Raw genomic sequence first — 24,905 nt, forward strand, 5'->3', positions numbered from 1 at the left:
AAAGCGGTGACGGCGAGGCGCAACCTCGTTGGGAAAACGGTCGATTCCCCTGCGCGGGCATCATGCCGGCTTTGCCCGGGACGACGCGCGGCGTGCGAAGGGTCGATCACCGACCGACAATCCCGCAAACACGACATTTGCCGGCTAAAGGAGGGCGATCGCTTATCGCCCCCTCCGTGTCTGGCGCGCTTCCCCGTAAGGCCCGGCGCCTACCCCAGCGTCACCACCTCCACGTCCACGCCGGCTTCCCGAAGCATTTCCAGCGCTCCCTTCGGTACCCCGTCGTCGGTGATCAGCTTCTTGATGCGAGACAGGGGGGCGACAGCCATCGAGCCGCGGGGCTCGAATTTCGAGGAATCGGCCAGCACGATGAGATCAGCGGCGCGATTGAGGAGCTTGGCCTCGGCGCGGGCGATGAGGGGGTCGCTCTCGACCACCCCGAGCGGGCCGATCGACATGGCACTCATGAACATTTTGGACGCGGTGTAGTGCTGGATCGAATCCTCGTCGAACGGCGAGAGGATCAGGCTCTGGTCACGATAGATCTCGCCGCCGGGCAGGATGATGCGGTTGTCGCTCTCGTGCATCAGGGCGGCGGCGATCGGAAAGGAATTGGTGAGAATCTGCAGGCGCGTGGCGCGTAGGAATTCCACCATGTGAAAGGTGGTCGAGCCTCCGTTGATGATGATGGATTCTCCGTCCCGGCACAGTGCGACGCCCCGCCGTGCTATGGCGCGCTTGCGGTCGGCGTGCAGCGTCTGGCTGACGGTGAAGCTGGCGCTCTCCAGCTTGGCGGCGCCCTTGGGCCCCACCGTCTGCACCCCGCCATGGATCCGATGCACCAAGCCCTGCGCAGCGAGCCGCGTCAGATCCCGCCTGAGCGTGGCGGCCGAGGCGCGGGTGATGTCGGCGAGTTCCCGCGCCGACACGACGGAACGCTCATGCACGAGACGCAGTATTGTCTGCCAGCGTTCCTGTTCGTGCATGATGCCTCCATTCGCTCAAAGCGTTGCTCAATCGCTCACAACAGTCAAGTTTTTGAGCGAATATTGCGACGCGGTTCAATTTTTGCAGCGCAATATGAGCGATCTTGATTGACCATGAATGAATCCGTTCCTATCGTCCAGCCCATCTTTCATCGCGGGCCGGCGCTTGGGAATGCGTCGGCCGGAGGAGCCTGCCTCGAAAGCCGCCACCTGGACTCAACGGCATGAATCTCGTGCCCGGGCTTGCCTCGGGCATCCTATCGTGTCCGCCTGGATCACCGGACAAACCCGGCGATGACAGGAGATCAAGTCTCCCGGCGGCTGTTCGCGGCAGGTTTCGAAGACCGGCGCTCCGAAACCAGCCGTCCCGCCCAATGCCGCCAAAACCTATCGAAGGAAACGATCCATGGCCTCTGGAAAGCTTGTTGATCTCTGGGACGACGCCGTCGCCGCCAAGCTCGACGAACCCGGCAAGTTGCTCTATCGCTCGAACCTGCTCGGCTCGGATCTGCGCATCACCAATTTCGGCGGCGGCAACACGTCGGCCAAGGTCAAGGCGACCGATCCCCTCACGCGCCAGGAAGCCACCGTGCTCTGGGTCAAGGGTTCGGGCGGCGACATCGGCTCGATGAAGCTGGACGGTTTCTCGACCCTCTATCTCGACAAGCTCGAAGCGCTGAAGGGCCTCTATCGCGGCCTCGATCACGAGGACGAGATGGTCGGCTACCTCCCGCATTGCACCTTCGACCTCAACCCGCGCGCAGCCTCCATCGACACGCCCCTGCATGCCTTCGTGCCGAAGATCCATGTCGATCACGTCCATCCGGACGCGGTGATCGCCATCGCCGCCTCGAAGAACTCCGAGAAACTCACGCAGGACATCTTCGGCGGCGAGATAGGTTGGCTGCCCTGGCAGCGCCCCGGCTTCGATCTCGGCCTGAAGCTGTCGAAGATCGCCACCGAGAACCCGCATCTCGTCGGCGTGGTGCTCGGCGGGCATGGCCTGTTCACCTGGCACGACGACGCCAAAACCTGCTATCAGCTCACGCTCCGCATCATCCAGAAAGCTGCGGACTGGCTGGAAGCCAATGGCAGGAAGCCCGCCTTCGACGGCGAGAAGGTGAAGGCGCTCTCCCCCACGGAACGCACTGCCGTCGCCGCCAGGCTGATGCCGGCGATCCGCGGCCGCATCGGCAAGGACCAGGCCAAGGCCGGGCACTTCACCGACGCGCCCGAAGTGCTGGAGTTCGTCGATTCCAACGCGCTCGACCGCCTCGCCCCACTGGGCACCTCATGCCCCGATCACTTCCTGCGCACCAAGATCCGCCCGCTGATCGTGCCCTTCAACGGCGATGTCGATGCCGCCATCGCCTCGCTCGATGGGCTGATCGAGGCCTACCGCAATGACTACGCGGCCTATTACGAGCGCTGCAAGCACCCCAACTCGCCGAAGATGCGTGACCCGAACGCCGTGATCTATCTGGTGCCGGGCGTCGGCATGATTTCCTTCGCCGCCGACAAGGCGACCGCGCGCATCGCTTCCGAGTTCTACGTCAACGCCATCAACGTCATGCGCGGCGCCGACGGCACCGACAGCTATGTCGGCTTGCCGGAGCAGGAGGCCTTCAACATCGAGTACTGGCTGCTCGAGGAAGCCAAGCTCCAGCGCATGCCCAAGCCCAAGTCCCTGGCCGGACGCGTCGCCCTGATCACCGGCGGAGCCGGCGGCATCGGCAGCGCCATCGCCGCCCGCCTGATGCAGGAGGGCGCCAATGTGGTGCTCGCGGACATCGACCAGGCTTCGCTCGACCAGCGCGTCGCCGATTTCGGCAAGCTCTTCGGCAAGGACGTTGTGCGCGGCGTCAAGATGGACGTCACCAAGGAAGACACAGTGATCGCCTCCTTCCAGGAAACCATGCGGGCCTTCGGCGGCATCGACATCGTGGTGAACAATGCCGGCATCTCCTCGGCCGCGTCGGTCGAGGACACCACGCTGGAATTGTGGAACCACAACATGTCGATCCTCGCCACCGGCTATTTCCTGGTGGCGCGCGAGGGCTATCGCCTGATGAAGACGCAGGGCAATGGCGGCTCGATCGTGTTCATCGGCTCCAAGAACGGCGTCTCGGCCTCTGCCGGCGCATCGGCCTACTGCACCGCCAAGGCGGCCGAACTGCACCTCGCACGCTGCATGGCGCTCGAAGGCGCGCCCTTCGGCATCCGCATCAACTCGGTCAATCCGGATGCGGTGCTGCGCGGCTCGAAGATCTGGCAGGGCGAATGGCGCCAGCAGCGCGCCGCCTCCAACAAGATCGGCGAGGACGACCTCGAGGAATTCTACCGCAAGCGTTCATTGTTGCAGCGCTCGGTGTTTCCCCAGGATATCGCCGAGGCGGTCTATTTCTTCGCCTCCGACCTTTCCTCCAAGTCGACCGGCAACTTCCTCAATGTCGATGCCGGCAACGTGGTGAGCTTCACGCGATAAGACCCGTGCGCTTGCGCTCAGGTCGTGCTAGCCCCTCGACGATTGCCGAGGGGCTTTTTCATGACCGCGATGCACGAGATCAACCGCGAGAGCTGGGACGAATGGGCGGCGATACACCTTCGCGATGCCACCGGTTTCTACAATATCGCCGGCTTCAAGGCGGGCGACGATACCTTGCTGCCGATCGAAGCCGCTGAGATCGGTGACGTCGCGGGACTGCGCACCGCCCATCTCCAATGCCATTTCGGCCTCGACAGCATGAGCCTGGCGCGGCGGGGAGCCGAGGTCACCGGCCTGGATTTCTCGCCCGTAGCCATCGAGGGCGCACGCAGGCTCGCCGCGGAAACCGGCTCAGCCACGACGTTCGTGCAAGCGAACGTCTACGACGCCCGGAGGGAACTGCAGGGCGAATTCGACCTCGTCTACGTCACCTGGGGTGCGATCAACTGGTTGCCAGACATCGCCAGGTGGGGCCGTGTGGTCGGTTCGCTGCTGCGACCCGGCGGCAGGCTCTATCTCGCCGAAACCCATCCCCACGCCTTCAACCTCAGCGAGGAACAGGGCGCTTACCGCGTGGCCTTCGACTGGCGCAACGCCCCGGACGCGCCGACCGTCTATCAGTCGCAGGGCTCCTACACCGGCGACGAGACCCCGCTCGTCCATGGCCGCTTCCACGAGTGGGCGCATCCTCTCTCGGCGATCTTCGCGGCGCTGATCGGCGGTGGCCTGCAACTCGATCGCTTCAACGAGCACGAGACCCTCCCCTATCGGCTGTTTCCCAGCCTCGTCGAGGAGGAGCGCCAGTCCTTCCGGCTGCCGGACGGCGTGCCGCGCTTCCCACTTTCCTTTTCGCTCTGGGCCAGCAAGACATGAACATGCCGGCCGCCATGCCTCGCATAGCCTTCTACGCCCCGCTCAAGCCGCCCGACCATGCGGTTCCCTCGGGCGACCGCGAGATGGCGCGGCTGCTTCTGGCGGCCCTTCGCGCCGGAGGGTTCGAGACGCAGGTCGCTTCGGTGCTGCGTACCTTCGACGCCACCGGTACAAGCGACTTTACCGCGGAAGCCGCAACCGAGGCGGCCTTGCTGCTGGCCCGGTACCAGGCACAGCCCGAAAGCAGGCCGGATCTATGGTTCACCTATCACGTCTACTACAAGGCGCCTGACCTGCTCGGTCCCGCCGTCGCCGGGGCGCTCGATATCCCCTATGTCATCGCCGAAGGCTCGCGCGCTCCGAAACGTGCCGGCGGTCCCTGGGCTCGCAGTCACGTCCAGGCCGAGGCGGCGCTCGACGCGGCGGACCTGATCCTGATCCCCAACCCCAATGACCGGGAAATGCTGGAGGCGGCCAGGCCCGCCGGCCAGGCGCTGGTGGACCTTCCGCCCTTCATCGATTCCGCGCGATGGCCCCTGCTCGAACGCAGCACCCCTGAGGAAGAGCGGCGCCTGCTTGTGGTCGCGATGATGCGGGAAGGCGACAAGCTGGCGTCCTACGCCATCCTGGGCGAGGCGCTAGCCAGCCTGCGCGCTGCATCCTGGCGCCTGGACATCGTCGGAGACGGACCGGGCCGGCACGAGGTCGAAACCGGCTTCGCTCCCTTCGGAGACCGCGTGCGTTTCCACGGCCTGGTCGAGGATCCCCCCAGCCTCGCCCGTTTCTATGCACAGGCCGACATCCTGGTCTGGCCCGCCGTCAACGAGGCCTTCGGCATGGTCTTTCTCGAAGCGGCGCTGCAAGGCTGCCCAGCCGTGGCCGGTGCGTTCGGCGGGGTGGCCACCGTGGTAATCGAGGGCAGGACGGGCCTTCTTGCCCGTCCGGGCGACGCGGCGGACTTCGCCCGGGCGCTGGACAGGCTGATGGGTGATGCCGCGCTGAGAGAGAACCTTTCCGTGCAAGGCATGCATTTTGCCCGCGAAGAACGTTCGCTCGCAGGCGCCGTCGGGCATTTGCGGCAGGTGCTGCTGGACGCGTGGACGTCCCGGCACAAGGACAGGAACATATCGTGATGCAGGCCCCGCAGGACGCCGGAACCCCTCGTTTCGAGACCCCGCCGGATGCGCACGCGCCCGGCGTCCTCATACTCGTCACCCATCTGCTGGGGGTCGGCCATCTCTCGCGGGCGGGCGCACTTGCGCGCGGCCTTGCTTCCGCCGGCTATCGCGTCACGCTGGTCAGCGGCGGCCGCCCCGCGCCACTCGTCGCCAGGGACGGCATCGAATTCGTGCAACTGCCTTCGGTCCATTGCGTCGGCGTCGACTTTCGGACCCTGCTGGGTGCCGACGGCATGCCGATCACCGATGAAACCCGGCAGGTCCGCATCGACGCCATTCTCGCGGCGCTCGAAGCCTGCAACCCTGACGCGGTGATCACGGAGACCTATCCCTTCGGGCGCCGACAGCTCGCGTCGGAGTTCCGCGCGCTCCTGGAAGCCGCACGCCGGCGGCCGAAGCCCGCGGCCATCCTCGCCTCCATCCGCGACATCCTCAACCCGCCGGCGAAGCAAAGCCGTGCCGCCGAGGCGGAGGAGATCCTGGCGCGATATTACGATGGCGTGCTGGTGCATGGCGATGGTACCGTCACGCCTCTTTCCGCCTCCTGGCCGACGAGCCGCGCGCTGGAACGGCAGCTCATCTATACGGGCTATATCGCCGATACCGCACCTTCAGCCGTCGCCCCCGTCCCCTCGCACGAGATCCTCGTCTCGGGCGGGGGCAGTGCGGCAAGCCTGCCGCTCTACCGCGCCGCGATCGAGGCGGCCGATATCCTGGACAGGCCCAACCCCTGGCGGGTGCTGGTGGGGCATGGCGTCCCGCAGGGCGACTTCGAGGCGCTTGCCGCCATGGCCGGACCGAAGGTCGAGGTCGAGCGGGCGCGCCCCGATTTCCCCGCCCTCCTGGCGGGCGCAGCACTCTCGGTAAGCCAGGCCGGCTACAACACCATGATCGATCTCGGCCGCGCCGGGGTGCCGGCGGTGGTGGTGCCGTTCGAGCAGGGCAAGGAAGCCGAGCAGCGGCTGCGGGCGGAACGTTTCCACACCCTCGGCCTTGCCGGCATCGTCGCCGAGGCCGATCTGACGCCGCGCCGTCTCGCCGCCGAGGTGGCGGCGACGCTGGATCGCCCCCGTGCAACCGTCGCGTTTCCCGGTACCGGCGGCGTCGCCAACAGCCTGCGGGCAATCGCGAGAGCGAGCGATGGGGCGCGTGCCGAAGCGGAGGCCTGGTCGCGGCTCGATGCGGTGCTGGCGACGCGAGGGGAGGTGCGCCTATGGTGGCGCGACGACGACGCGGTAGCCGCCACGCCCGCGCTGGACCACCTGCTCGACCTTGCCCGTCGCCACGGCGTTCCCCTCGCCCTCGCCGTCATCCCCGCTGGTGTCACGCCCGATCTTCCCCAGAGGCTCTCGCGGGAACCGCTCGTCGACGTGCTCGTGCATGGCTACAGCCATGCCAACCACGCGCCGGCGAACAGGAAAAAGCAGGAGCTCGGCTATCGCCCGCTGCCCGACATAGAGGCGGAGCTGCGCCGAGGCCTGGCACGGCTTCGAGGTCTGTTCGGTCCCCGCTGCCTGCCCGTGCTGGTGCCGCCCTGGAACCGTATCGATCCCGCGCTGATCGGCGTGCTCCCGGCCTGCGGATTCAGCGGCTTGTCGGCGGGAGGCGCCGATCCCACCGATGCACGGGACGATCTTGCCGTCGCCAACATCCGTTTCGACCCGATCGATTGGAAAAACGGTGGGGGCCTCATCGATCGGCTGACATTGCTGCGGGAGTTTACTCAAGTCCTCGAAATAGGAAAACCTTTAGGCATACTCACCCATCATCTTGTACACGACGCCTGGATCTGGACTTTTATGGACCAGCTTCTTGAAAAAATGAAGCAGCATACCAATGTGCGCTTTATTCGCGCGGCGGAGTTGTTTGGATAAAAAGCTGCAACGAAAAGAGGATACCTGCGTTAGATAGGTGTGGCGCCGATTTGATTGTGCGAATAGGCTTAGGCCTGCGTAGCACCGGAAAACGGGCAGAGGGGACAGGTTTCGGAGCTGGAATGAGCAGTGAGCCGTTGCTGAGCGTGCGCAACCTCAGCGTTGATTTTCAGGGAGATGCCGGCCTCGTCCACGCCGTCAGGAATGTCTCCTTCGACGTGTTCGAAGGCCAGACGCTGGCGGTGGTTGGCGAATCGGGCTCCGGAAAGTCCGTCACGGCGCAGACCATCATGGGCCTGCTTTCGAAAAAGGCGCGCGTCACCAGCGGAAGCTGCCTGTTCCGCGATCCGGAGACCGGCACGACCACCGATCTCGTCAGGCTCGACCCGAACGGACGCGAGATGCGGGCCATCCGCGGCGGACGCATCGCCATGATCTTCCAGGAGCCGATGACCTCGCTGTCGCCGGTGCACACCATCGGCGACCAGGTAAGCGAAGCGCTGATCGTGCATACCGGCTGTTCCCGGCGCGAAGCGGAAGAAAAGGCCGTCCAGCTCTTCGAGCGTGTCGAGTTCCGCGATCCGCAGCGCATGCTGCGCACCTACCCCTTCGAGCTTTCGGGCGGCATGCGCCAGCGCGCCATGATCGCCATGGCGCTGATCTGCCACCCCGCCTTGCTCATCGCCGACGAACCCACCACTGCGCTCGACGTCACCACGCAAGCCCAGATCCTGGGCCTGATCAAGGATGTCCAGGCCCAGAAGCGCATGGCCGTCATGTTCATCACCCACGATCTCGGCGTGGTCGCCAACATGGCCGACGACGTGGTGGTGATGTACCGCGGCGAGGTGATGGAACTGGGTGGGCGCGAGACCATATTCGAGCAGCCCCGGCACGATTATCTCAAGGCGCTGATCAGGGCCGTTCCCCATTTCAACATGAAGCCGGGCGAACGGCTGAAGCCGCTGCGCGAGATTCCGGTTTCCATCCCCGATACATGGAAGGAGGAGACGTCTGCTTCTTCCATCGCGCCCGCTCCCGTATTGAAGATCGAGAACGTCTCCAAGAGCTTCACGCTGCGCACGGGCATGTGGTCCGGCCGTGTCGAAACGATCCAGGCTCTCAACAATGTCTCCCTCACGCTCGACCGTGGCACCACGCTCGGACTCGTCGGCGAGTCCGGCTCTGGCAAGACCACGCTGTCCCGCATGGTCATGCGTGCCCCCGGCAGCGCACCGGACCAAGGCCGGGTCTGGTTCGACGACGGCACCGGGCCGAGCGACGTCTTCACGCTCAAGGATGAAGCGCTGAAGGCCTACCGCCGCTCGGTGCAGTTCGTATTCCAGGATCCGTTCTCGAGCCTCAATCCGCGCATGACGGTGTACGACATCCTGTCGGAACCACTGCTGATCCACGGCATCGGGACGCGCGACGAACGCCATGAGCGCGTGAAGGCACTGCTTGAGCTGGTGGGGCTGGAGCCGTCCTACATGCGCCGGTATCCGCATTCCTTCTCCGGCGGCCAGCGCCAGCGCATCGGGCTGGCGCGCGCCCTTGCGCTGGAGCCTTCGGTCATCCTGTGCGACGAGCCGACCTCCGCGCTGGACGTTTCCGTGCAGGCCCAGATCCTCAATCTGCTGAAGGACCTGCAGAAGGCGCTCGGCGTGTCCTATCTCTTCGTCTCGCACAATCTCGCGGTGGTGGAATACATGGCCCGCGACATCGCTGTGATGTGCCGGGGCCATATCGTCGAACAGGCCCCGCGCGAAGTGCTGTTCCGTTCGCCGAAGCATCCCTATACGAAGGCGCTGCTGCATGCGATCCCGGATGTCGACCTCGATCATCCGCTCGATTTCGCCCGCCTGAAGGCAAGCGCCTCCTCGGACCCCACGCGCTGGCCGGCGCCCTTCACGATCGCCCCGGGCGAGCCGCCGCCGCTGATGGTTGAAGTCGAGCCGCGCCATTACGTGCGCATCAGCGCCGTCACCGCCTCGGCACCGGCAGGAGTTGCGGCATGAGCGACAATCTGATTTCCCGCCGAACCCTCCTGATCGCCGCGGCCGGCCTGTTCGCCACGCCGGCGTTCGCCGTCGAGTCGCCGCTGATCGGCCCGCAGGTCGCGGCCGGCAAGCTGCCGCCCCTTGCCGAGCGCCTGCCCAAGCAACCCCTCGTCGCCGACATGCTCGTCCGCAAGCGCACCATAGGCCATTATGGGGGCGACATCCGCACGCTCGTCGCCAAGCCGAGGGACCTGCGCTACATCACCGTGATGGGCTACACGCGTCTCATCGGCTATGACGAGGACCTCAACCTAGAGCCGGACGTCCTCCTCGACGTGATCAACGAGGGCGACCGCTCCTTCACCTTTGTGCTGCGCGAGGGCCATCGCTGGTCGGACGGCGCGCCCTTCACCACGGACGACTTCCGCTTCTACTGGGAGGAAGTGGCTCTCAACAGGGAACTCACCCCCGCAGGTCCACCCGCCTTCCTGATCGTCGATGGCGAACAGCCCAAGGTGGAGGTCCTCGACGCCACCCATATCCGCTACAGCTGGTCGAGGCCTAATCCGCGCTTTCTGCCCTTCCTGGCCGGCCCGCGCCCGGACTGGATATACACGCCTGCCCATTACCTGAAGCAGTTCCACAAGAACTACTGCGACATGGCCAAGGTGACGGCCATGGCCAAGGACCTGCAGATGGGATCATGGGCGGCGCTTTATAACAAGCTCGACGCGCCCTACGAAGCGAGCAACCCGGACATGCCGACGCTCGACCCCTGGAAGGTGGTCACCAAGGCTCCCGCGCAGCAGTTCATCTTCGAGCGCAATCCTTACTACCATCGGGTCGATCCACAGGGGCAGCAACTGCCCTATGTCGACCGCATCGTCGCCAATGTCGCCGCCGCAGGCCTGTTCGCGGCCAAGGCAAATGCCGGAGAGGCGGACCTCCTGTTCCGGGGGATCACCACGGGCGACATCCCCATGCTCAAAGGCGGCGAATCCTGGCACAACTACCGCACGCTGGCCTGGCCGATCGCCAAGGGCTCGGCCTGCGCCCTCTACCCCAACCAGACCTGCAACGATCCGGTCTGGCGCAAGCTCAACCGCGATGTCCGCTTTCGCCGGGCCCTCTCCTTGAGCATCGATCGCCACGTGCTCAACAATACGCTCTGGTTCCGCCGTGGCGTTGAAGGCAACAACACGGTCGTGCTGCAGAGCGCCCTCTTCTCGGACGACGACCGCAAGGCGTGGGCCACCTACGACCCGAAGCTGGCCAGCCGCCTCTTCGACGAGGCCGGGCTCGACAAGCGCGAGGGTTCGGGAACGCGCCTCCTCCCGGACGGGCGCCTCGCCGAACTCGTCGTCGAAGTCGAGGGCGAGAACAACGACATCATCGACGCGCTGGAGATCATCGGCGAATTCTGGGCCGATGCCGGCATCAAGATGGTGCTCAAGACCGAGGACGACGGCGCCCTCAACGACCGTGCCTATGCCGGACAGACGGTGATGGTGGCGAGGGCCGGGCTCGATCTCGCCTATGCGACGGCCGTGATGCCGCCGGCCGAGCTCGCTCCCCTGCAACAGGACAACATGGCCTGGCCCAAATGGGGCCAGTATGCGGAAACTGCCGGCAAGGCAGGCGAGAAAGTCGATGTGCCGGAAGTTCAGGAACTGCTCGATCTCAACGATCAGTGGATGAACGCCACCACGCTGAACGACAAGACGCAGATCTGGCGCAGGATGCTCAGCATCCATGCCGACCAGCAGTTCATCATCGGCACGGTGCAGGGGGCCCTGCAGCCGATCGTGGTGACCAAGACGATCCAGAACATACCGAAGAAAGCCGTCTTTTCCTGGCAACCGACTGCCATGCTCGGCGCCTATCGCGTCGATGAATTCTTCTACGAACAGAAGACGGCCCAGGCCGACGCGACACCATGATCCGTTATGTACTGCGCCGGATCGGCACCATGGCGGTGACGCTCCTGGTGATCTCGCTCCTGATCTTCATCGTGATCAAGCTGCCGCCAGGCGACTATATCACCAACCAGATCGACGAATTGCGCGCCCAGGGCGAAACGGCGAGCATCGCCAAGGCCGAGCAGATGCGCGTTCAGTACGGTCTCGACAAGCCGGTGCTGTATCAATACGGGGCCTGGCTCGGCATCCTTCCGGGCCATCAGGGCTACAACGGCCTTCTGCAGGGCAATTGCGGCTGGTCCTTCGAATATGGACAGCCGGTATGCACCGTGGTCGGATCCGCGCTCGGGCTGACTATCGTGGTGAACCTGCTGGTGATCGTCTTCATTCACCTGGTCTCGATACCGATCGCCATCTACTCGGCGACCCACAAGAATTCGATCGGCGCGCATGCCGTCACCTTCGTCGGCTATATCGGGCTGGCGACGCCGAGCTTCCTGCTGGCGCTTGCCCTGCTCTACTATCTCAATCGCTGGTTCGGCATTTCCATCGGTGGCCTCTACGATCCCAAATACGCCAGCGAAACCTGGTCATTCGGCAAGTTCGGCTCGCTCCTCAGCCATCTCATCGTCCCGGTCGCGGTCATCGGCCTCGCCAGCACGGCCGGCATGATCCGGCGGCTGCGCGCCAACCTGCTCGATGAACTCGCCAAGCAATATACGGTGACGGCCAAGGCCAAGGGGCTGCCGCCCGGCAAGGCGCTGCTGAAATATCCCTTCCGCATCGCCATGAACCCGTTCGTCGCCGATATCGGCAATCTCCTGCCCAGCGTCGTCTCGGGTTCGGCCATCGTCTCCATCGTGCTGAGCCTGCCCACCATCGGCCCCTATCTCGTGCAGGCGCTGAAGTCCCAGGATCAATATCTCGCCGGCTTCATCCTGCTTTTCGTCGCCTTCCTCACCGTGGTGGGCATGTTCATCGCCGATCTCGCGCTCGCCGTGCTCGATCCGCGCATCCGCCTCGGCGGCGGCAGATAGAGGCGCAGATGAACGAGACCACCACGACGCATTACGTCAATCCCGCGCCCTTCGATCCGCATGTCGTCAAGCCGATGACCAAGGAGGAGGAGCGTTTCTACAGCGCCTCCTCGTTCAGGCTGATCTGGTGGAAGTTCAAGCAGAACCGGCTGGCGCTGACCGCCGGCATCTTCCTCGTCCTCACCTATTTCAGCCTACCCTTCGTCGAGGTGATCGCGCCCTACTCGCTCGCCCAGCGCAACAGCGACTATCTCTACTCCCCGCCGCAGGCGGTGCACCTGTTCCACGAGGGGCGGTTCATCGGTCCCTTCGTCTATCCGACCAGCTTCTCGATCCGCGATATCGACGACCCGCTCTTCCCCGGCCTCTACGAGACCGACAATACGAAGCCGCAGCCCCTGCGCTTCTTCTGCCAGGGCGAGCGCTACAAGCTCTGGGGCATCTTCTACGGCGATTTTCACATCCTCTGCCCGCCGGAGGGAGGCACGGCCTTCCTGCTGGGCACGGACAAGCTCGGGCGGGACATGCTGTCCCGCATCATCTATGGCGCACGCATCTCGCTCACCGTCGGGCTGCTCGGCATCGCCGTGTCCTTCTCGATCGGCCTGACGCTGGGGGGCCTGGCCGGCTATGTCGGCGGCCTCGTTGACAGCGCCATCATGCGGGTGATCGAAGTGCTGCGCTCGCTCCCCGAGCTGCCGCTTTGGCTCGCTCTCTCCGCCGCCATGCCGCCCAACTGGAGCCCCGTGATCGTCTTTCTCGGCATCACCGTGATCCTCGGCTTGCTGGACTGGCCGGGCTTGGCGATCGCCGTGCGTTCAAAGCTGAAATCGCTTCGCAACGAGGATTTCGTGCACGCGGCCGAGCTGATGGGCGCCTCGCGCGGGCGCATCATCGGGCGCCACCTGCTGCCCAATTTCATGAGTCATCTCATCGCCAGCGCCACCTTGTCGATCCCGGCGATGATCCTGGGCGAGACCGCGCTCTCCTATCTCGGACTCGGCCTGCGCCCACCGGTGACGAGCTGGGGCGTTCTGCTCAATTCGGCCCAGAACCTCGGTTCCATCAGCCTCTACCCCTGGCTGCTGATCCCGATGATTCCGGTGATGCTGGTGGTACTCGCCTTCAATTTCCTCGGCGACGGCCTGCGCGACGCGGCGGACCCGTATCACTGACTGCGGCCAGTTCCCGCGATATGCAGGATCTGTTGCTGCCGGTCTGAAAACTGGAACGCAAGTACGTCATCCAAAGACTTTGCTTTCGTAGCATATCGGGCCTCTACTCTCCCGCGCTTGCCTTCCTTCCCTGCCTGCCCGATATCCGAACCATGACCTCCCCGCTTGCATCAGACTTCCTCGCCCGCATCGAAAACCGACAGGCCGTGATCGGCATCATTGGCCTCGGCTATGTCGGGCTGCCGCTCGCCATTGCCATCGGCAGGGCGAACTTCCGCGTGGTGGGCTTCGATATCGACAGCCGCCGGGTCGAAGCCCTCAACCGTGGGGACGGCCTGATCAAGCACATCCCGAACCAGCCGATCGCCGATGCGATCGCCGCGGGCCGGTTCGAGGCCACCGCCGATTTCACCCGCCTCGGCGAACCGGACGCCATACTGATCTGCGTCCCCACGCCGCTGACCCGCCAGCGGGAGCCGGACATGTCCTTCGTCCTGAAGTCCACGGCTTCCGTTGCGGCGACGCTCCGGCGCGGACAGCTCGTCATCCTGGAATCGAGCACTTGGCCCGGCACGACCGAGGAACTCATGAAGCCCATGCTGGAAGGGGGTGGCCTGCGCTCGGGCGAGGACTTCTTCCTCGCCTTCTCGCCCGAACGCGAGGATCCCGGCAACCCCGTCTACGGCACGCAGAACATTCCCAAGGTGGTGGGCGGCGACGGCGCCGATGCCCTGGCGCTCGCTGCCCGCCTGTACGATGCTTTCGTCAGCCAGACCGTGCCCGTCTCTTCCCCGGCCGCGGCCGAGGCGGTGAAACTGACGGAGAATATCTTCCGCTCGGTGAACATCGCGCTCGTCAACGAACTGAAGGTCATCTTCGAAGCCATGGGCATCGACGTCTGGGAGATCATCGACGCCGCCAAGACAAAGCCCTTCGGCTACATGCCCTTCTACCCGGGCCCCGGGCTCGGCGGCCACTGCATCCCGATCGATCCCTTCTATCTCACCTGGAAGGCGCGCGAATTCGACGTCACCACCCGGTTCATCGAGCTTGCCGGCCAGATCAATACGGCTATGCCCCGCTATGTGGTGGATCGTCTCGCCGAGGCGCTCGACAGGCGCTTCAGGCGCGGGCTCAATGGCGCTCGCATCCTCATCCTCGGCGTCGCCTACAAGAAGAACGTCGACGACACCCGCGAGAGCGCCTCCTTCAAACTGATCGAGATCCTGGAGGAGCGCGGGGCAGTCGCCGATTTCCATGATCCGCATGTCGCCGTCATTCGGGCCACTCGGGAACACGCCGCCCTGGCCGGCCGCCGCTCGGTGAGCCTCACAGGGGAAAACCTGGTCGGCTATGATGCCGTCCTGATCGCCACCGATCACGACGGCCTCGACTATGCGATGGTCGCACGCGACGCACGGCTCATCCTGGATACCCGCAATGCCTGCGCCAAGGCGGGCGCGGATATGACGAAGGTAGTGAAGGCTTAGAGTAAAAAAGCGGCCCGCCCCTGACCGGTTGACAAAAACGAAACCCGGAATCCGTGAACGCCGCAATCCTGAAGTCGCCGTGCTCCGGAACACCCGATCCGGGGCCTTGCGACGACCCCCCTTGACAGCTGGTTCGCCTCGCCCTAATTAAATGAGTAGGCACTTACTCAATAAATCGATCCATGGCCCGTCCCCTCAGTGAAGCGAAGCGCGAAGCGATCCTGATGTCCGCGACCAGACTGGTCGCGGCGCTTGGCATCGGCGCACCAACGGCGAAGATCGCGCAGGGCGCAGATATCGCAGAGGGAACGCTGTTCAAATATTTCGCCACCAAGGACGATCTGCTCAACGAGATCTACCTGACTCTCAAGACCGATCTCGCCAAGGCCCTCAACGAAGCTTTCCCGACCCACGCCGAGATGCGCGAGCGGGGCTGGCACATCTGGAGCCACTGGATCGACTGGGGCGCGAAGTATCCGGACAAGCGCAAGGCCATGCGTCAGCTCAGCGTCTCCGAGCGTATCACGACGGCAAGCCGTCAAGCCGGCACGGCGTCCTTTCGGGAGGTCAGCGCGACCCTCGAGAAGGCGATTGCGGCGGGACCGCTGCAGGGGCAGCCGCTCGCCTTTGTCGGGGCCCTGTTCGAATCCTTGGCGGAAGCCACGGTCGAGTTCGTCGCCCGTGATCCGGATCGAAGGGAACAGTACAAGCAAGCCGGTTTCCACATGCTGTGGAGCGGGCTCTCACCGTGACTTTATTTACACCTTAAATGAGTGATTACGCACTCTCTAAAATAGGATGGATGCAATGTCGAAAGTCTGGCTGATTACAGGTGCCGCCCGTGGGCTCGGGCGCTCGATTCTCGAAGCGGCATTGGCGGCGGGTCACGACGTCGTCGCCACAGCCCGCGATCCCGAGCGCCTTGCCGATCTGAAGACACGCTATGGCGACCATCTCCTCCCCTTCAAGCTCGACGTTACCGACACCGAGGAGAGCCTGAAGGCCGTGGATGTCGCCATTTCCGCCTATGGCCGGCTCGATGTCCTCGTCAACAATGCGGGTTTCGGTCATCTTGCGCCCTTCGAGCAGATCAGCGCCGAGGACTTCAAGGCGCAGATCGACACCAATCTCTACGGCGTCATCAACCTCACGCGCGCCGCCCTGCCCGTGATGCGCAAGCAGCGCGCCGGCACCATCATCAACATCTCGTCGGTGGGCGGACGTGTCGGAACCCCGGGAATGAGCGCCTACCAGGCGGCCAAGTGGGCCGTCAGCGGCTTTACGGAAGTACTGGCGCTCGAAGTGGCACCCTTCGATGTCAAGGTCACCGCGCTGGAGCCGGGCGGTATGCGCACCGATTGGGGGCACACGGCGCGCGGCAACGTGCCGGAACTGATCCCCGACTACCGACAAAGCGTCGGTGCCATCGCCACGCTGCTCAAGGCCTATGCCGGCAACGAGGTCGGCGATCCCGACAAGATCGCGCGGCTCGTCGTGAGCCTGCCCGAGCATGACAGCCTGCCGAATCATCTTCTGCTCGGCTCCGACGCGCTCTACGTATTCGGCCAGGCTGAGGCGGCTCGGCAGAAGGCCGCAGCCGACTGGGCGCAGATCAGCGCCTCCACCGACTTCGATGGCAGCAATGTCTCCGAACTCCTGGAGAAACTGCATCCATGAGCGCGTGGTCGACCAGGGACATACCGCCGCAGCAACGGCGGCGCGCGGTGATAACAGGCGCCACCGGTGGTCTCGGCTTCGAGACGGCCCTGGCCCTCGCCGGAGCAGGCGCCGACGTGCTGCTGACGGGCCGCAACCCCGCCAAGGGCGAGGCGGCGCTGGCCCGTATCCGTGCCGTCTTTCCGGCAGCCCGCATCCGCTACGAGGATCTCGATCTTTCCGCGCTTGCGGCCGTTGCGGCCTTTGCCGAGCGTCTGGCGGGTGAGCAGGATGGCATCGATCTCCTCGTCAACAATGCTGGCGTGATGACGCCGCCGAAGCGCTTCGAGACCGTCGACGGTTTCGAGCTGCAGTTCGGCACCAACTACCTCGGTCATTTCGCCCTCACCGGCCGCCTCCTCCCGCTGTTGCGTCGAGGCCGCTCCCCTCGCGTCGTCAACCTCTCCAGTGGCGCCCACCGGCTCTTGGCGGCGATCCACTTCGACGACCTGCAGTGGCGAAGAGCCTACAAGCCGTGGCGAGCCTATGCCCAATCCAAGCTTGCCATGATCTTGTTCGCCTTCGAACTGCAGCGGCACAGCGACACCCATGGCTGGGGCCTGTTGAGCAATGCCGCCCATCCGGGCTATGCGGTCACCGGCCTCCAGACCAGCGGTCCGCGGATGGGCGGAAACGGAAGGCCGCATATCATCGAGAGGCTCAGCGCGATCCTCCAGCCCCTGATGTCGCAATCCGCCGCCGAGGGCGCCCTGCCTACCCTGTACGCCGCCACCTCGCCGGACGCCCAGCCAGCCGGCTATTACGGCCCGCAGAACATGTTCGAGCTGAAGGGGCCGGTCGGCGAGGCCAGAATCGGAAGACAGGCACGGGACAAAGACCTCGCCGCCCGTCTATGGTCTATCTCAGAGCAACTCACAGGTGTGACATGGCCGACCCATCAAGCCAGCTTCGTCTGACGAACAGCGGCACGTCTTGTGCCGACTTCAGCCGCTTCTTCCGGGCCTGGATCTCGAACCCGATGCGTGTCGCGGCAGTCGCACCGTCAAGCGATGCCCTGGCCCGCGTGATGACCCGGGAGATCACGCCCGGAATGGGCCCGGTGCTGGAACTCGGGCCCGGCACCGGCGTGTTCACCCGCGCTCTGCTGGCTCGCGGCATTCCCGAGACCGAGTTGACCCTGGTCGAGTTCGGCCAGGACTTTGCCCGCGTGCTCGAGGCGCGCTTCCCGCGGGCGCGCATCCTCTCGATGGACGCCGCCCTTCTGGCCGAACAGGCCATCTTCGAGGAAAGGCCGGTCGGCGCGGCCATCAGCGGGTTGCCGCTTCTGACGATGCCACCGGAAAAGGCCGCCGCCATCGTCGCCGGTGTCTTCCATTACATGCGGCCGGGCGGAGCGCTCTACCAGTTCACCTACGGCCCGCGCTGCCCTGTCTCCCGCGCAACGCTCGATCGCCTCGGCCTCCAGGCCGTACGTGTTGGCGGCGCCATCTGGAACATTCCTCCGGCGGGCGTCTATCGCATCACCCGCCGCGAGGATGCACAGAGGCAGGCTCCGGTCGCCATTTTCCAGCACGGCATCTGACGAGTCGGCCGGCCCGGCACCGCATTCCAGCCGCGACGGCCTCAGGCGGCGGCCGCGGACTGCGCGCCACCACCCGGAATCAGGACGGTCTGCGCGCCATCGGCGAAACGGATGCCGGCCTCCTTCAACGCAGACTCGATGCGCTTGAAGGCCTGCGCTCGGACGTCGAACTGCTTGCCGGGAGCGGTCTGGAACTTGCAGCGGAAGATCTTCACACCTGGATCGATGCGATAGAGCTTGGCCTTCAGTGGTTCGCGCATCAGCGGCCCGATCTCGGGATCGGCCAGCATGCCCTCGCCGACCTTCTTGATGATCTTGCGAATCTGCTCGGAATCGACGTTGACCGGCAGGGGAAGATTGAATTTCTCGATCACCCAGTCACGCGAATTGTTGCGCACGGTGCCCAGCGAGCCATAGGGCACGAAATGCAGCGGGCCGTTATGGTGGCGCAGGGCGACCGTGCGTAGGGTGATGCGTTCGACCGTGCCCTTGGTGGTCGAACCGCTCTCGATATACTCGCCGATGCGGAAGACGTCCTCCACCAGATAGAAGATGCCGGCGATGACATCCCGAACCAGGGCTTGCGCGCCGAAGCCGAGCGCCAGGCCGAAGACGCCCGCACCTGCCAGCAGCGGGGTGATCTCGATGCCGAGCGTCCAAAGGGCGGAGAGCACGAGCAGGACAAGGAAGACGATCGCGCTGGTCATGCGCAGCAGCGGCAACAGCGTGAGCAGGCGCGCATTGGGGCCGGCGTCGCCATGCGGCTCCAACGGACCGATGACGCGCAGACGGCGGTCGATCAGCTCACGCACCGCAATCCAGCCGATATTGGTGGCCAGCGCCAGGCCGGCAACGCCGAGCAGATGCAGCACGAAGCGCATCAGGGGATTGTCGTTGTGCATCGCCATGTCGGTGACCGGCGTGCCCAATGCCAGCAGGGCGGCGCCGATGCCAAGGATCACGACGCCGTAGCGCGAGAGCGAGAGAACGATATTGGGCATAAGCCCGGCACCCGAGGTCCCTTCGGCCGGCAAGGATTCCTCGGGCCAGAAGAAGAACACCCAGTTGCGCAATCGCGTCTGGACGGCAGCCACGATGGCAGCCACCGCAAACAGCGAGGCGGCCCTGGCACCGGCCGCCAGCCAGACGCCGTAGATGCCGAGTACCAGCACCGTCGCGAGGAAGGCATAGGGAAAGCGAGGCGGCGTCCGGCCGCCCGCCCGGGCCAATGCGTGATTCCGGCGGTGGCCCGACAGCACCGCAGCCAAGGCGATCAGGGCAAACAGGGTGGTGGCGAGGACGCGCAGTGCCGAGGCCGCATGCGGTGCTCCTGCACTGCGCTCGAGAAGATCGAACAGAAAATAGGACAGTCCGACCAGGAAGGCCATGACGACCGTGGCCGCCACGAAGCGGCCGGCGTGACGGGGCTCCACCGCTGCCAGCCGCAATTGGGGGTTCCCCGCGGAGGCGATGGTGTCGGCGCACAGCCAGGCAAAGCGCACGATCACGGTCAGGAGGATGGCGGCGATGACGAAACTGTCGAAACCGGAGGGCCAGTTGAAATAGGAGGCCGCACCGACGATGCCGATGACGAACAGGGCGAGCCCGAAGAAGCGCATCCCGAAGCGCCGCATCGCCAGGCGGAACCCCTGGCGCGGATTCGCCACGGGCGCCGCCTCCACTGCCCGGACCACCGGCGAGGCGTAGGTCCAGTACAGCCACTCCGCGCCGGCCCCGACGATCACGAGGATCAGGCCATAGGTGATGGTGAGGATGCCGTTGCCGGTGGGCATGGCGGTCGAGGCATCGCTCATCAGGCGCATGAGTTCGTTCGGCGCTTCGTCGATGTCGGCCGCGAGACCCGAGAGCCGGTGCTTGGCCGCCACCAGGATGCCGCCGATCAGGCCAAAGATCTGTTCCTCGGCGGTTGCCTGCGCGAAAGCCGCCTGGGTCATACCGGCAAGCAGGCCGCTGGTAGCGAGGAGGATCTGCGTGGGCCTCTTCATGGCGCACCTTCGGGCGTTGCGACGGGCTGGAGGACGGGCTTCCATTCTTCCGGATTGCGCGAGGCGGAGGCGTCGGCATAGGCGGGGCGCAGGCGCGTGATCTCCAGCGGCCCGCCCGTGAGGCGCGCCTGGCAGGCAAGGCGCTGGCCGCTCCCAGCATGGATGCGCTTGAGGGTCGCGGCCTCGTCCCCCCTGATCGGCGTCAGCGCTCCGGCATCGCCCTCCACCGCGATCAGGCATGTGCCGCAGCGCGCGCGCCCGGAGCAGACATGGGCATGCGGCAGATGGTTGACGAGGCTGACTTCAAGCACCGAAAGCCCCCGCTTGCCGGAGACCGAGATGCCGCCGTCGTAGAGCAAGGGCACGGGCTGGGTTCGCGTGCGCATGGCCCGGCCGACGAAGACCGCGATGGCCAGGAGCGCCGGCAGCGCATAGCCCAGCATCAGGTCATTGCGGATGGTCTCGATCTGCGCCTTGGAAGCCGTGATGAGACTCATGTTCGCGGCGATGCTCGCCTGCCATTCACTGTTGTCGGCAAGGCGGACGAGGACATCCTTGCCGCCCTGCGCGAAGCCGAGCAGCGCGGCGATCGGCACCAGGAAGAACAGCGGCGTCACCAGGGGGCCGACACGCCGCCATGCCGGACGCAGAACGAGCCAGCCATAGAGACCGATCGCCCCGTGCACCCAAACCGCGACCACCGCCAGCACCTGCAGCAGGGCGTTAGCCGGCATGTATTTCCAGAAGATCGCGAAGAGCAGGCCGTAGTCGGGCTGGAACTGCGCGTTGAGCGTCTTGAACACACCCACCAGCGCGATGTGGTTGGCCAGGAGCGGCACGGTCAGCACGCCAAGTACGAGCTGGACCCAGTCGGTACGCGAGAGAGCGAAGCTGCGCCGGGAGGCGAGGGTCAGAAGGCCAAGCACCGCATGAACCAGGATGGAGGCCGAGAGCAGCACCATGCCGGGCAGTGTACGCCAGGGAGCCAGCAGGACCACGCGCGCCCGGTCCATCGCCTCGATCGAGTCCAGGGCGAAGGCGAGATTGACGAGGTGACCCAGTACGAAGACGAGCAGCACCAGGCCGCTGAGAAGACGCAGACGACGCACGAAGGGTGGGAGAAGCATGGAGGAGCCGCCCGCTGGAACCCGGTTCACCCTATACGCAAGGACCGAACCTTCAGTTCACAATGGTAGCTTTGCGGCCGCACGCCTGCAAATTGCATGACGCAGTTGTGATGGCCGGCGCGAAATGCGCAGCGGCTGAAACGCCCTTTCCGGCCAACCCATTGGCATCAGGCCATTTTGCGTTTCCTGGCCATTTGATCGAAGCGTGAAACTCGTGGGGAGCCATCGGCTCGAGAGCGGCTGCCGAGACAGGAGAAGCCCTCATGCTCACTGGCACCCCGCGCTATTGGGAACGCCGATACAGAAAATAGCGCTGATGCGGCACGCCCGCGGGCAGGTCGAGCACCGCCAGGTCGGGGTGGCGCAGCGCCAGGCCGCTGGCGACGATTCCGCCATGGCACAGCAGGCTTGCCGCGAGGGGCGGCAGCCAGCGGGCGGTCTCGGCATCGATCTCGGCATAGTTCGTCTCGATGTCGGCATGCACCAGCGCGGCACCGATGCCGGCGAAGCGCTTTGCCGTCTCGCTGATCTCGCCGAGCACCAGGTCCTCGTCTGCCGGAACCGAACTCTGATGCGCGCCGAGAGCACGGTCGAAGGCGATGATGCGGCGCCCTGGCAGCTTTTCGCGCAGGTGATGAAAGGTACGGCCATTGCCGAGGCCGAGCTCGACCACCGGGCCCGGCAGGCCAGCAAGCAGCATGCATACGTGGTCGAGCACGTCGCGCTGCGCCGTGACGCGTCGGATGAAGCTGTCGAGCCGGCTCATGATTGCCTCCCCGCCAGCACGGCGTCGAACCTCGCGGCCAGCTCGACGATCCCCGCCTCGAAGGAAAAGGCGTCGCATACGCGGCGCCTGGCGGCCCCGCCGAGCCTTGCACGCAGGGCGGGATCGCCGATCAGCCTCGCGAGCGCCTGCGCCAGCGCGGCCGGCTCGTTCGGCGGCACCAGCAGGCCCTCCTGCTCGTCGCGCACGAATTCCGGCACGCCGGCAAAACGGGTGGAGGCGATCGGCAGGCCCTGTGTCGCCGCCTCCATGATGACGTTGGGCAGGCCGTCCCGGTCCCCGGCTTCGCCCTCCTTGCAGGGCAGCACGAAAAGGTCGGCGGCCCGCAGGGCGGCGATGACGTCGTCCTGGGCCAAGGCGCCGCGCCAGGTGATGCGATCGGCCAGCCCGAGGCGCTCGGCCTGTGCCTTGAGGTCGACGCGCAATTCGCCCGTGCCGATATGGGTGAGACGCCAGTGAAGGCCCGCGGGCAGGCGTGCCAGGGCTTCGAGCAGGTCGTCGAACCCTTTCTTGGCTACCGCGCGCCCGACGGTGACGAGTTCCACCGGAGTGGCCGCGTCGCTGCCGTCGCGGGCGGGGCGATGCTGCGGCGGCTCGGGAAAGCGCGTGAGGTCCAGGCCATGATAGACCAGGCCGACACGATCGGGCTCGCCGGGAGGAGCGAGTTCGCGCAGCGTTTCCACTCCTGCACGCGTGCAGGTAACGCCCCACGTGCTGGCGGCGATCTTCTCGCGCTTCTCCCAGTCTGTGGTGGTCCAGATGTCCTTGGCATGCGCCGAGAAACTGAAGCTGCGGCCCGTCAGCAGCGCCGCATAGCGTACCACTGAGGCCGGCGTGTGCAGATAGTGCACATGGATGTGCCGGATGGCCGGATCGAGCTCGCGCGCCATCACCAGGGCCTGGCCGAGCCGGCGACCGCGATTGGCGGTGAAGTCACGGCCGAGATCGCGCAGGAACACCCCCATCAGCTTCAGGAAGCCGGGCCTGGCAAGGGCGCCCAGCGCGCCCAGCAGCACCCGGCCGGGCGCCTGGTAGAGATATTCCGGGAGATAGACGGGCTTCGCCCTGATCTGCCGGTTGAGCATGTGCACGGCGCCGTCGGTGGGATGGCGCAACGACCAGATCTCGATGTCGAAACCTGCCTCCTCCAGTGCGAGGATTTCCTGGGAGATGAAGGTCTCGGACAGGCGCGGATAGCCCTTCACGACGACGGCAATGGGAGAGCGAGAAGGCATGAGAACTCAGACGACGCCGATCATGGGTAGGTATCTGGCGCAGGACAGGCGGCGTTTGCCGTAGCCGGGCTTGTCCCTGCCATTCGATCCTCTCGCCGTCGGGACCAATCTCTCGGATGGCGGCATCGGACAGGCCCGGCCACGGCCGAAGTCGTGCCCCTGCGCATGCCGATAAGCCGCGTGGGCACCGCTCATTTGGATGCGACCTGCTCCAGCCGGACCACGTTCGACCGGGCATCGAACCAGGACGTCGTGAGTTTCTCGATACGGTCGAGGCCTTCGAGAAGATGAGGCAGGAAGGCCTTCGAGGGCAGAGGCTGTTCCGGCAGGCGGCGGATCGCGCGGGCCATCGCCATCGCGTCGCGCTTGACGCCGGGATTGAGGTTATCCCCGTCGAGCATGCTGACCAGGCCCAGCCGCGCCGCATGCTCGGCCCGGATCGACTGCTCCCGCCGCGGCGTCGTGCGCGGCACGATGAGGGCGCGTTTGTCCAACGACAGAATCTCGCAGAAGGTGTTGTAGCCGCCCATCGAGACGATGCCCTGCGCCTTCATCATCAGGTGCTCGATCTTGGCGTCGAAGGTGATGGCGTCGACATTGGGCAGACGCGCGATGCGCTCCATGAAAGGGCCGCGCCGGTCGCGCGCCACGAACGGCCCGAACACCAGGAGCGCGGGCGTGGGTATGCCCGGGTCCTGCTCATAGGCCGAAAGCACCCAATCGATCAGTTCGTGCCCGTCGCCGCCGCCGCCGGTGGTGACCAGGATGAAGGGCCCCTTGGTAAGCCGGGGATAGCGGATCAGTTGGGGCTGGGGCGGAAGTTCGCGGCGCAGGAAGCCGGTATAGACGATACGCCGGCGAACATGTTCCGGCAGATCGAGGCCGGCCAGCGGCTCGTAGATCTCCCTGAGCCCGTAGACCCAGATGTCGTCGTAGTAGCGGATCAACGCGTCGATGGCGTCCTTGCGCTCCCATTCCTCGGCGAGGACGGTGGGTTCGTCCATCACGTCGCGAACACCGAGCACGATTCGGGCACCGCCCTTGCGCAATTCCTCCAGCGCCGGCAGCAGCTCTCCGCGAAAGCCAGTCGGCTCCTTGTCGACGATCACGAGATCGGGCTTCAGCGTGCGCGCCGTCTGCAGGATGATCGCCTCGCGCATCGCCACGGCTTCGTCGAGCGGCAGGTTGAGGCTCAGCGTGGTATAGTCGCCATTGGCGTGCTTCACGACGCCCGGCACACGGACATAGTCCACGCCATCGCCGAATTCGAAACTGCCTATGATCGGCGATCCCGAAATGATGACGATGGAAGCGTCGGGATGGCGCTCGACCAGGCGATTGGCAATGGCCCGCGAACGGCGCAGATGGCCGAGGCCGAACGTGTCGTGGCTGTAGATCATTACGCGCGGGCCGGAAAAGGCGTGTTGCGCGCGGCGGGAGACCCCTCCCGGCCCGGGCTGGTGCAACATGGTCTAAT

The 24,905-nt window shown here is 65.4% G+C and carries 19 protein-coding genes; 13 read left to right on the forward strand and 6 right to left on the reverse strand.

Annotated elements, in window-relative coordinates; translation table 11 throughout:
• Positions 1–209 precede the first annotated feature (209 nt).
• A complete protein-coding gene (locus AC6H34_RS08345) occupies positions 210–986 on the reverse strand; it encodes a DeoR/GlpR family DNA-binding transcription regulator (protein ID WP_497538473.1) in 777 nt (258 codons plus the stop codon).
• Positions 987–1,392: 406 nt separating this feature from the next.
• On the opposite strand from AC6H34_RS08345, the gene AC6H34_RS08350 reads away from it, so the two are divergent.
• The 13 genes from AC6H34_RS08350 to AC6H34_RS08410 all read left to right on the forward strand — a co-directional run bounded on the left by AC6H34_RS08350 (position 1,393) and on the right by AC6H34_RS08410 (position 18,276).
• Positions 1,393–3,471 (forward strand): bifunctional rhamnulose-1-phosphate aldolase/short-chain dehydrogenase, encoded by a 2,079-nt coding sequence (locus tag AC6H34_RS08350; RefSeq protein ID WP_497538474.1) that lies wholly within the window; start codon positions 1,393–1,395, stop codon positions 3,469–3,471.
• A 60-nt stretch (positions 3,472–3,531) separates the two neighbouring features.
• Positions 3,532–4,344: a class I SAM-dependent methyltransferase gene (locus AC6H34_RS08355; protein WP_497538475.1), complete on the forward strand. Its 813-nt coding sequence runs from the start codon at positions 3,532–3,534 to the stop codon at positions 4,342–4,344.
• Entirely contained in the window at positions 4,341–5,477 is a 1,137-nt protein-coding gene (locus AC6H34_RS08360) for a glycosyltransferase family 4 protein (RefSeq protein ID WP_497538476.1), read from the forward strand. The genes AC6H34_RS08355 and AC6H34_RS08360 overlap by 4 nt, the downstream gene beginning before the upstream one ends.
• On the forward strand, positions 5,477–7,396 hold the full coding sequence (locus AC6H34_RS08365; RefSeq protein WP_497539860.1) for a glycosyltransferase: 1,920 nt from the start codon (positions 5,477–5,479) through the stop codon (positions 7,394–7,396). The genes AC6H34_RS08360 and AC6H34_RS08365 overlap by 1 nt, the downstream gene beginning before the upstream one ends.
• Before the next feature lie 122 nt (positions 7,397–7,518).
• A complete protein-coding gene (locus AC6H34_RS08370; RefSeq protein WP_448150414.1) occupies positions 7,519–9,414 on the forward strand; it encodes an ABC transporter ATP-binding protein in 1,896 nt (631 codons plus the stop codon).
• Positions 9,411–11,336, forward strand: a complete 1,926-nt coding sequence (locus AC6H34_RS08375) for an ABC transporter substrate-binding protein (RefSeq protein WP_497538477.1) — start codon at positions 9,411–9,413, stop codon at positions 11,334–11,336. The genes AC6H34_RS08370 and AC6H34_RS08375 overlap by 4 nt, the downstream gene beginning before the upstream one ends.
• Positions 11,333–12,352, forward strand: a complete 1,020-nt coding sequence (locus AC6H34_RS08380) for an ABC transporter permease (protein WP_448150412.1) — start codon at positions 11,333–11,335, stop codon at positions 12,350–12,352. The genes AC6H34_RS08375 and AC6H34_RS08380 overlap by 4 nt, the downstream gene beginning before the upstream one ends.
• Before the next feature lie 8 nt (positions 12,353–12,360).
• Complete coding sequence (locus AC6H34_RS08385) at positions 12,361–13,527, forward strand: ABC transporter permease (RefSeq protein WP_448150411.1); 1,167 nt, start codon at positions 12,361–12,363, stop codon at positions 13,525–13,527.
• A gap of 152 nt (positions 13,528–13,679) precedes the next feature.
• The gene (locus tag AC6H34_RS08390; RefSeq protein ID WP_497538478.1) at positions 13,680–15,017 is read left to right on the forward strand and encodes a nucleotide sugar dehydrogenase; all 1,338 of its coding nucleotides are present in this window, start codon (positions 13,680–13,682) and stop codon (positions 15,015–15,017) included.
• Positions 15,018–15,199: 182 nt separating this feature from the next.
• Positions 15,200–15,769, forward strand: coding sequence for a TetR/AcrR family transcriptional regulator (locus AC6H34_RS08395; protein WP_448150409.1), 570 nt, complete (start codon positions 15,200–15,202; stop codon positions 15,767–15,769).
• Positions 15,770–15,824: 55 nt separating this feature from the next.
• Positions 15,825–16,694 carry an SDR family NAD(P)-dependent oxidoreductase gene (locus tag AC6H34_RS08400; RefSeq protein WP_497538479.1) on the forward strand — a complete coding sequence of 290 codons (870 nt, stop codon included), beginning with the start codon at positions 15,825–15,827 and terminating at the stop codon, positions 16,692–16,694.
• Positions 16,691–17,650 (forward strand): SDR family oxidoreductase, encoded by a 960-nt coding sequence (locus AC6H34_RS08405; RefSeq protein WP_497538480.1) that lies wholly within the window; start codon positions 16,691–16,693, stop codon positions 17,648–17,650. Before AC6H34_RS08400 ends, AC6H34_RS08405 begins: the two co-directional genes overlap by 4 nt.
• Positions 17,620–18,276 carry a class I SAM-dependent methyltransferase gene (locus AC6H34_RS08410; protein WP_497538481.1) on the forward strand — a complete coding sequence of 219 codons (657 nt, stop codon included), beginning with the start codon at positions 17,620–17,622 and terminating at the stop codon, positions 18,274–18,276. The genes AC6H34_RS08405 and AC6H34_RS08410 overlap by 31 nt, the downstream gene beginning before the upstream one ends.
• Positions 18,277–18,317: 41 nt before the next feature.
• Here AC6H34_RS08410 and AC6H34_RS08415 read toward each other — a convergent pair whose 3' ends face one another.
• The 5 genes from AC6H34_RS08415 to AC6H34_RS08435 form a co-directional block, all read right to left on the reverse strand.
• On the reverse strand, positions 18,318–20,282 hold the full coding sequence (locus AC6H34_RS08415) for a mechanosensitive ion channel family protein (protein ID WP_497538482.1): 1,965 nt from the start codon (positions 20,280–20,282) through the stop codon (positions 18,318–18,320).
• Positions 20,279–21,409: a 2Fe-2S iron-sulfur cluster-binding protein gene (locus tag AC6H34_RS08420; protein WP_448150404.1), complete on the reverse strand. Its 1,131-nt coding sequence runs from the start codon at positions 21,407–21,409 to the stop codon at positions 20,279–20,281. Before AC6H34_RS08420 ends, AC6H34_RS08415 begins: the two co-directional genes overlap by 4 nt.
• A gap of 283 nt (positions 21,410–21,692) precedes the next feature.
• Positions 21,693–22,175, reverse strand: a complete 483-nt coding sequence (locus AC6H34_RS08425; protein ID WP_497538483.1) for a class I SAM-dependent methyltransferase — start codon at positions 22,173–22,175, stop codon at positions 21,693–21,695.
• The gene (locus AC6H34_RS08430; protein WP_497538484.1) at positions 22,172–23,428 is read right to left on the reverse strand and encodes a glycosyltransferase family 4 protein; all 1,257 of its coding nucleotides are present in this window, start codon (positions 23,426–23,428) and stop codon (positions 22,172–22,174) included. The genes AC6H34_RS08425 and AC6H34_RS08430 overlap by 4 nt, the downstream gene beginning before the upstream one ends.
• 191 nt (positions 23,429–23,619) lie before the next feature.
• The gene (locus tag AC6H34_RS08435; RefSeq protein WP_497538485.1) at positions 23,620–24,897 is read right to left on the reverse strand and encodes a glycosyltransferase family protein; all 1,278 of its coding nucleotides are present in this window, start codon (positions 24,895–24,897) and stop codon (positions 23,620–23,622) included.
• Between the last annotated feature and the right edge of the window lie 8 nt (positions 24,898–24,905).

Source organism: Labrys sp. ALF-8, from assembly GCF_059699065.1.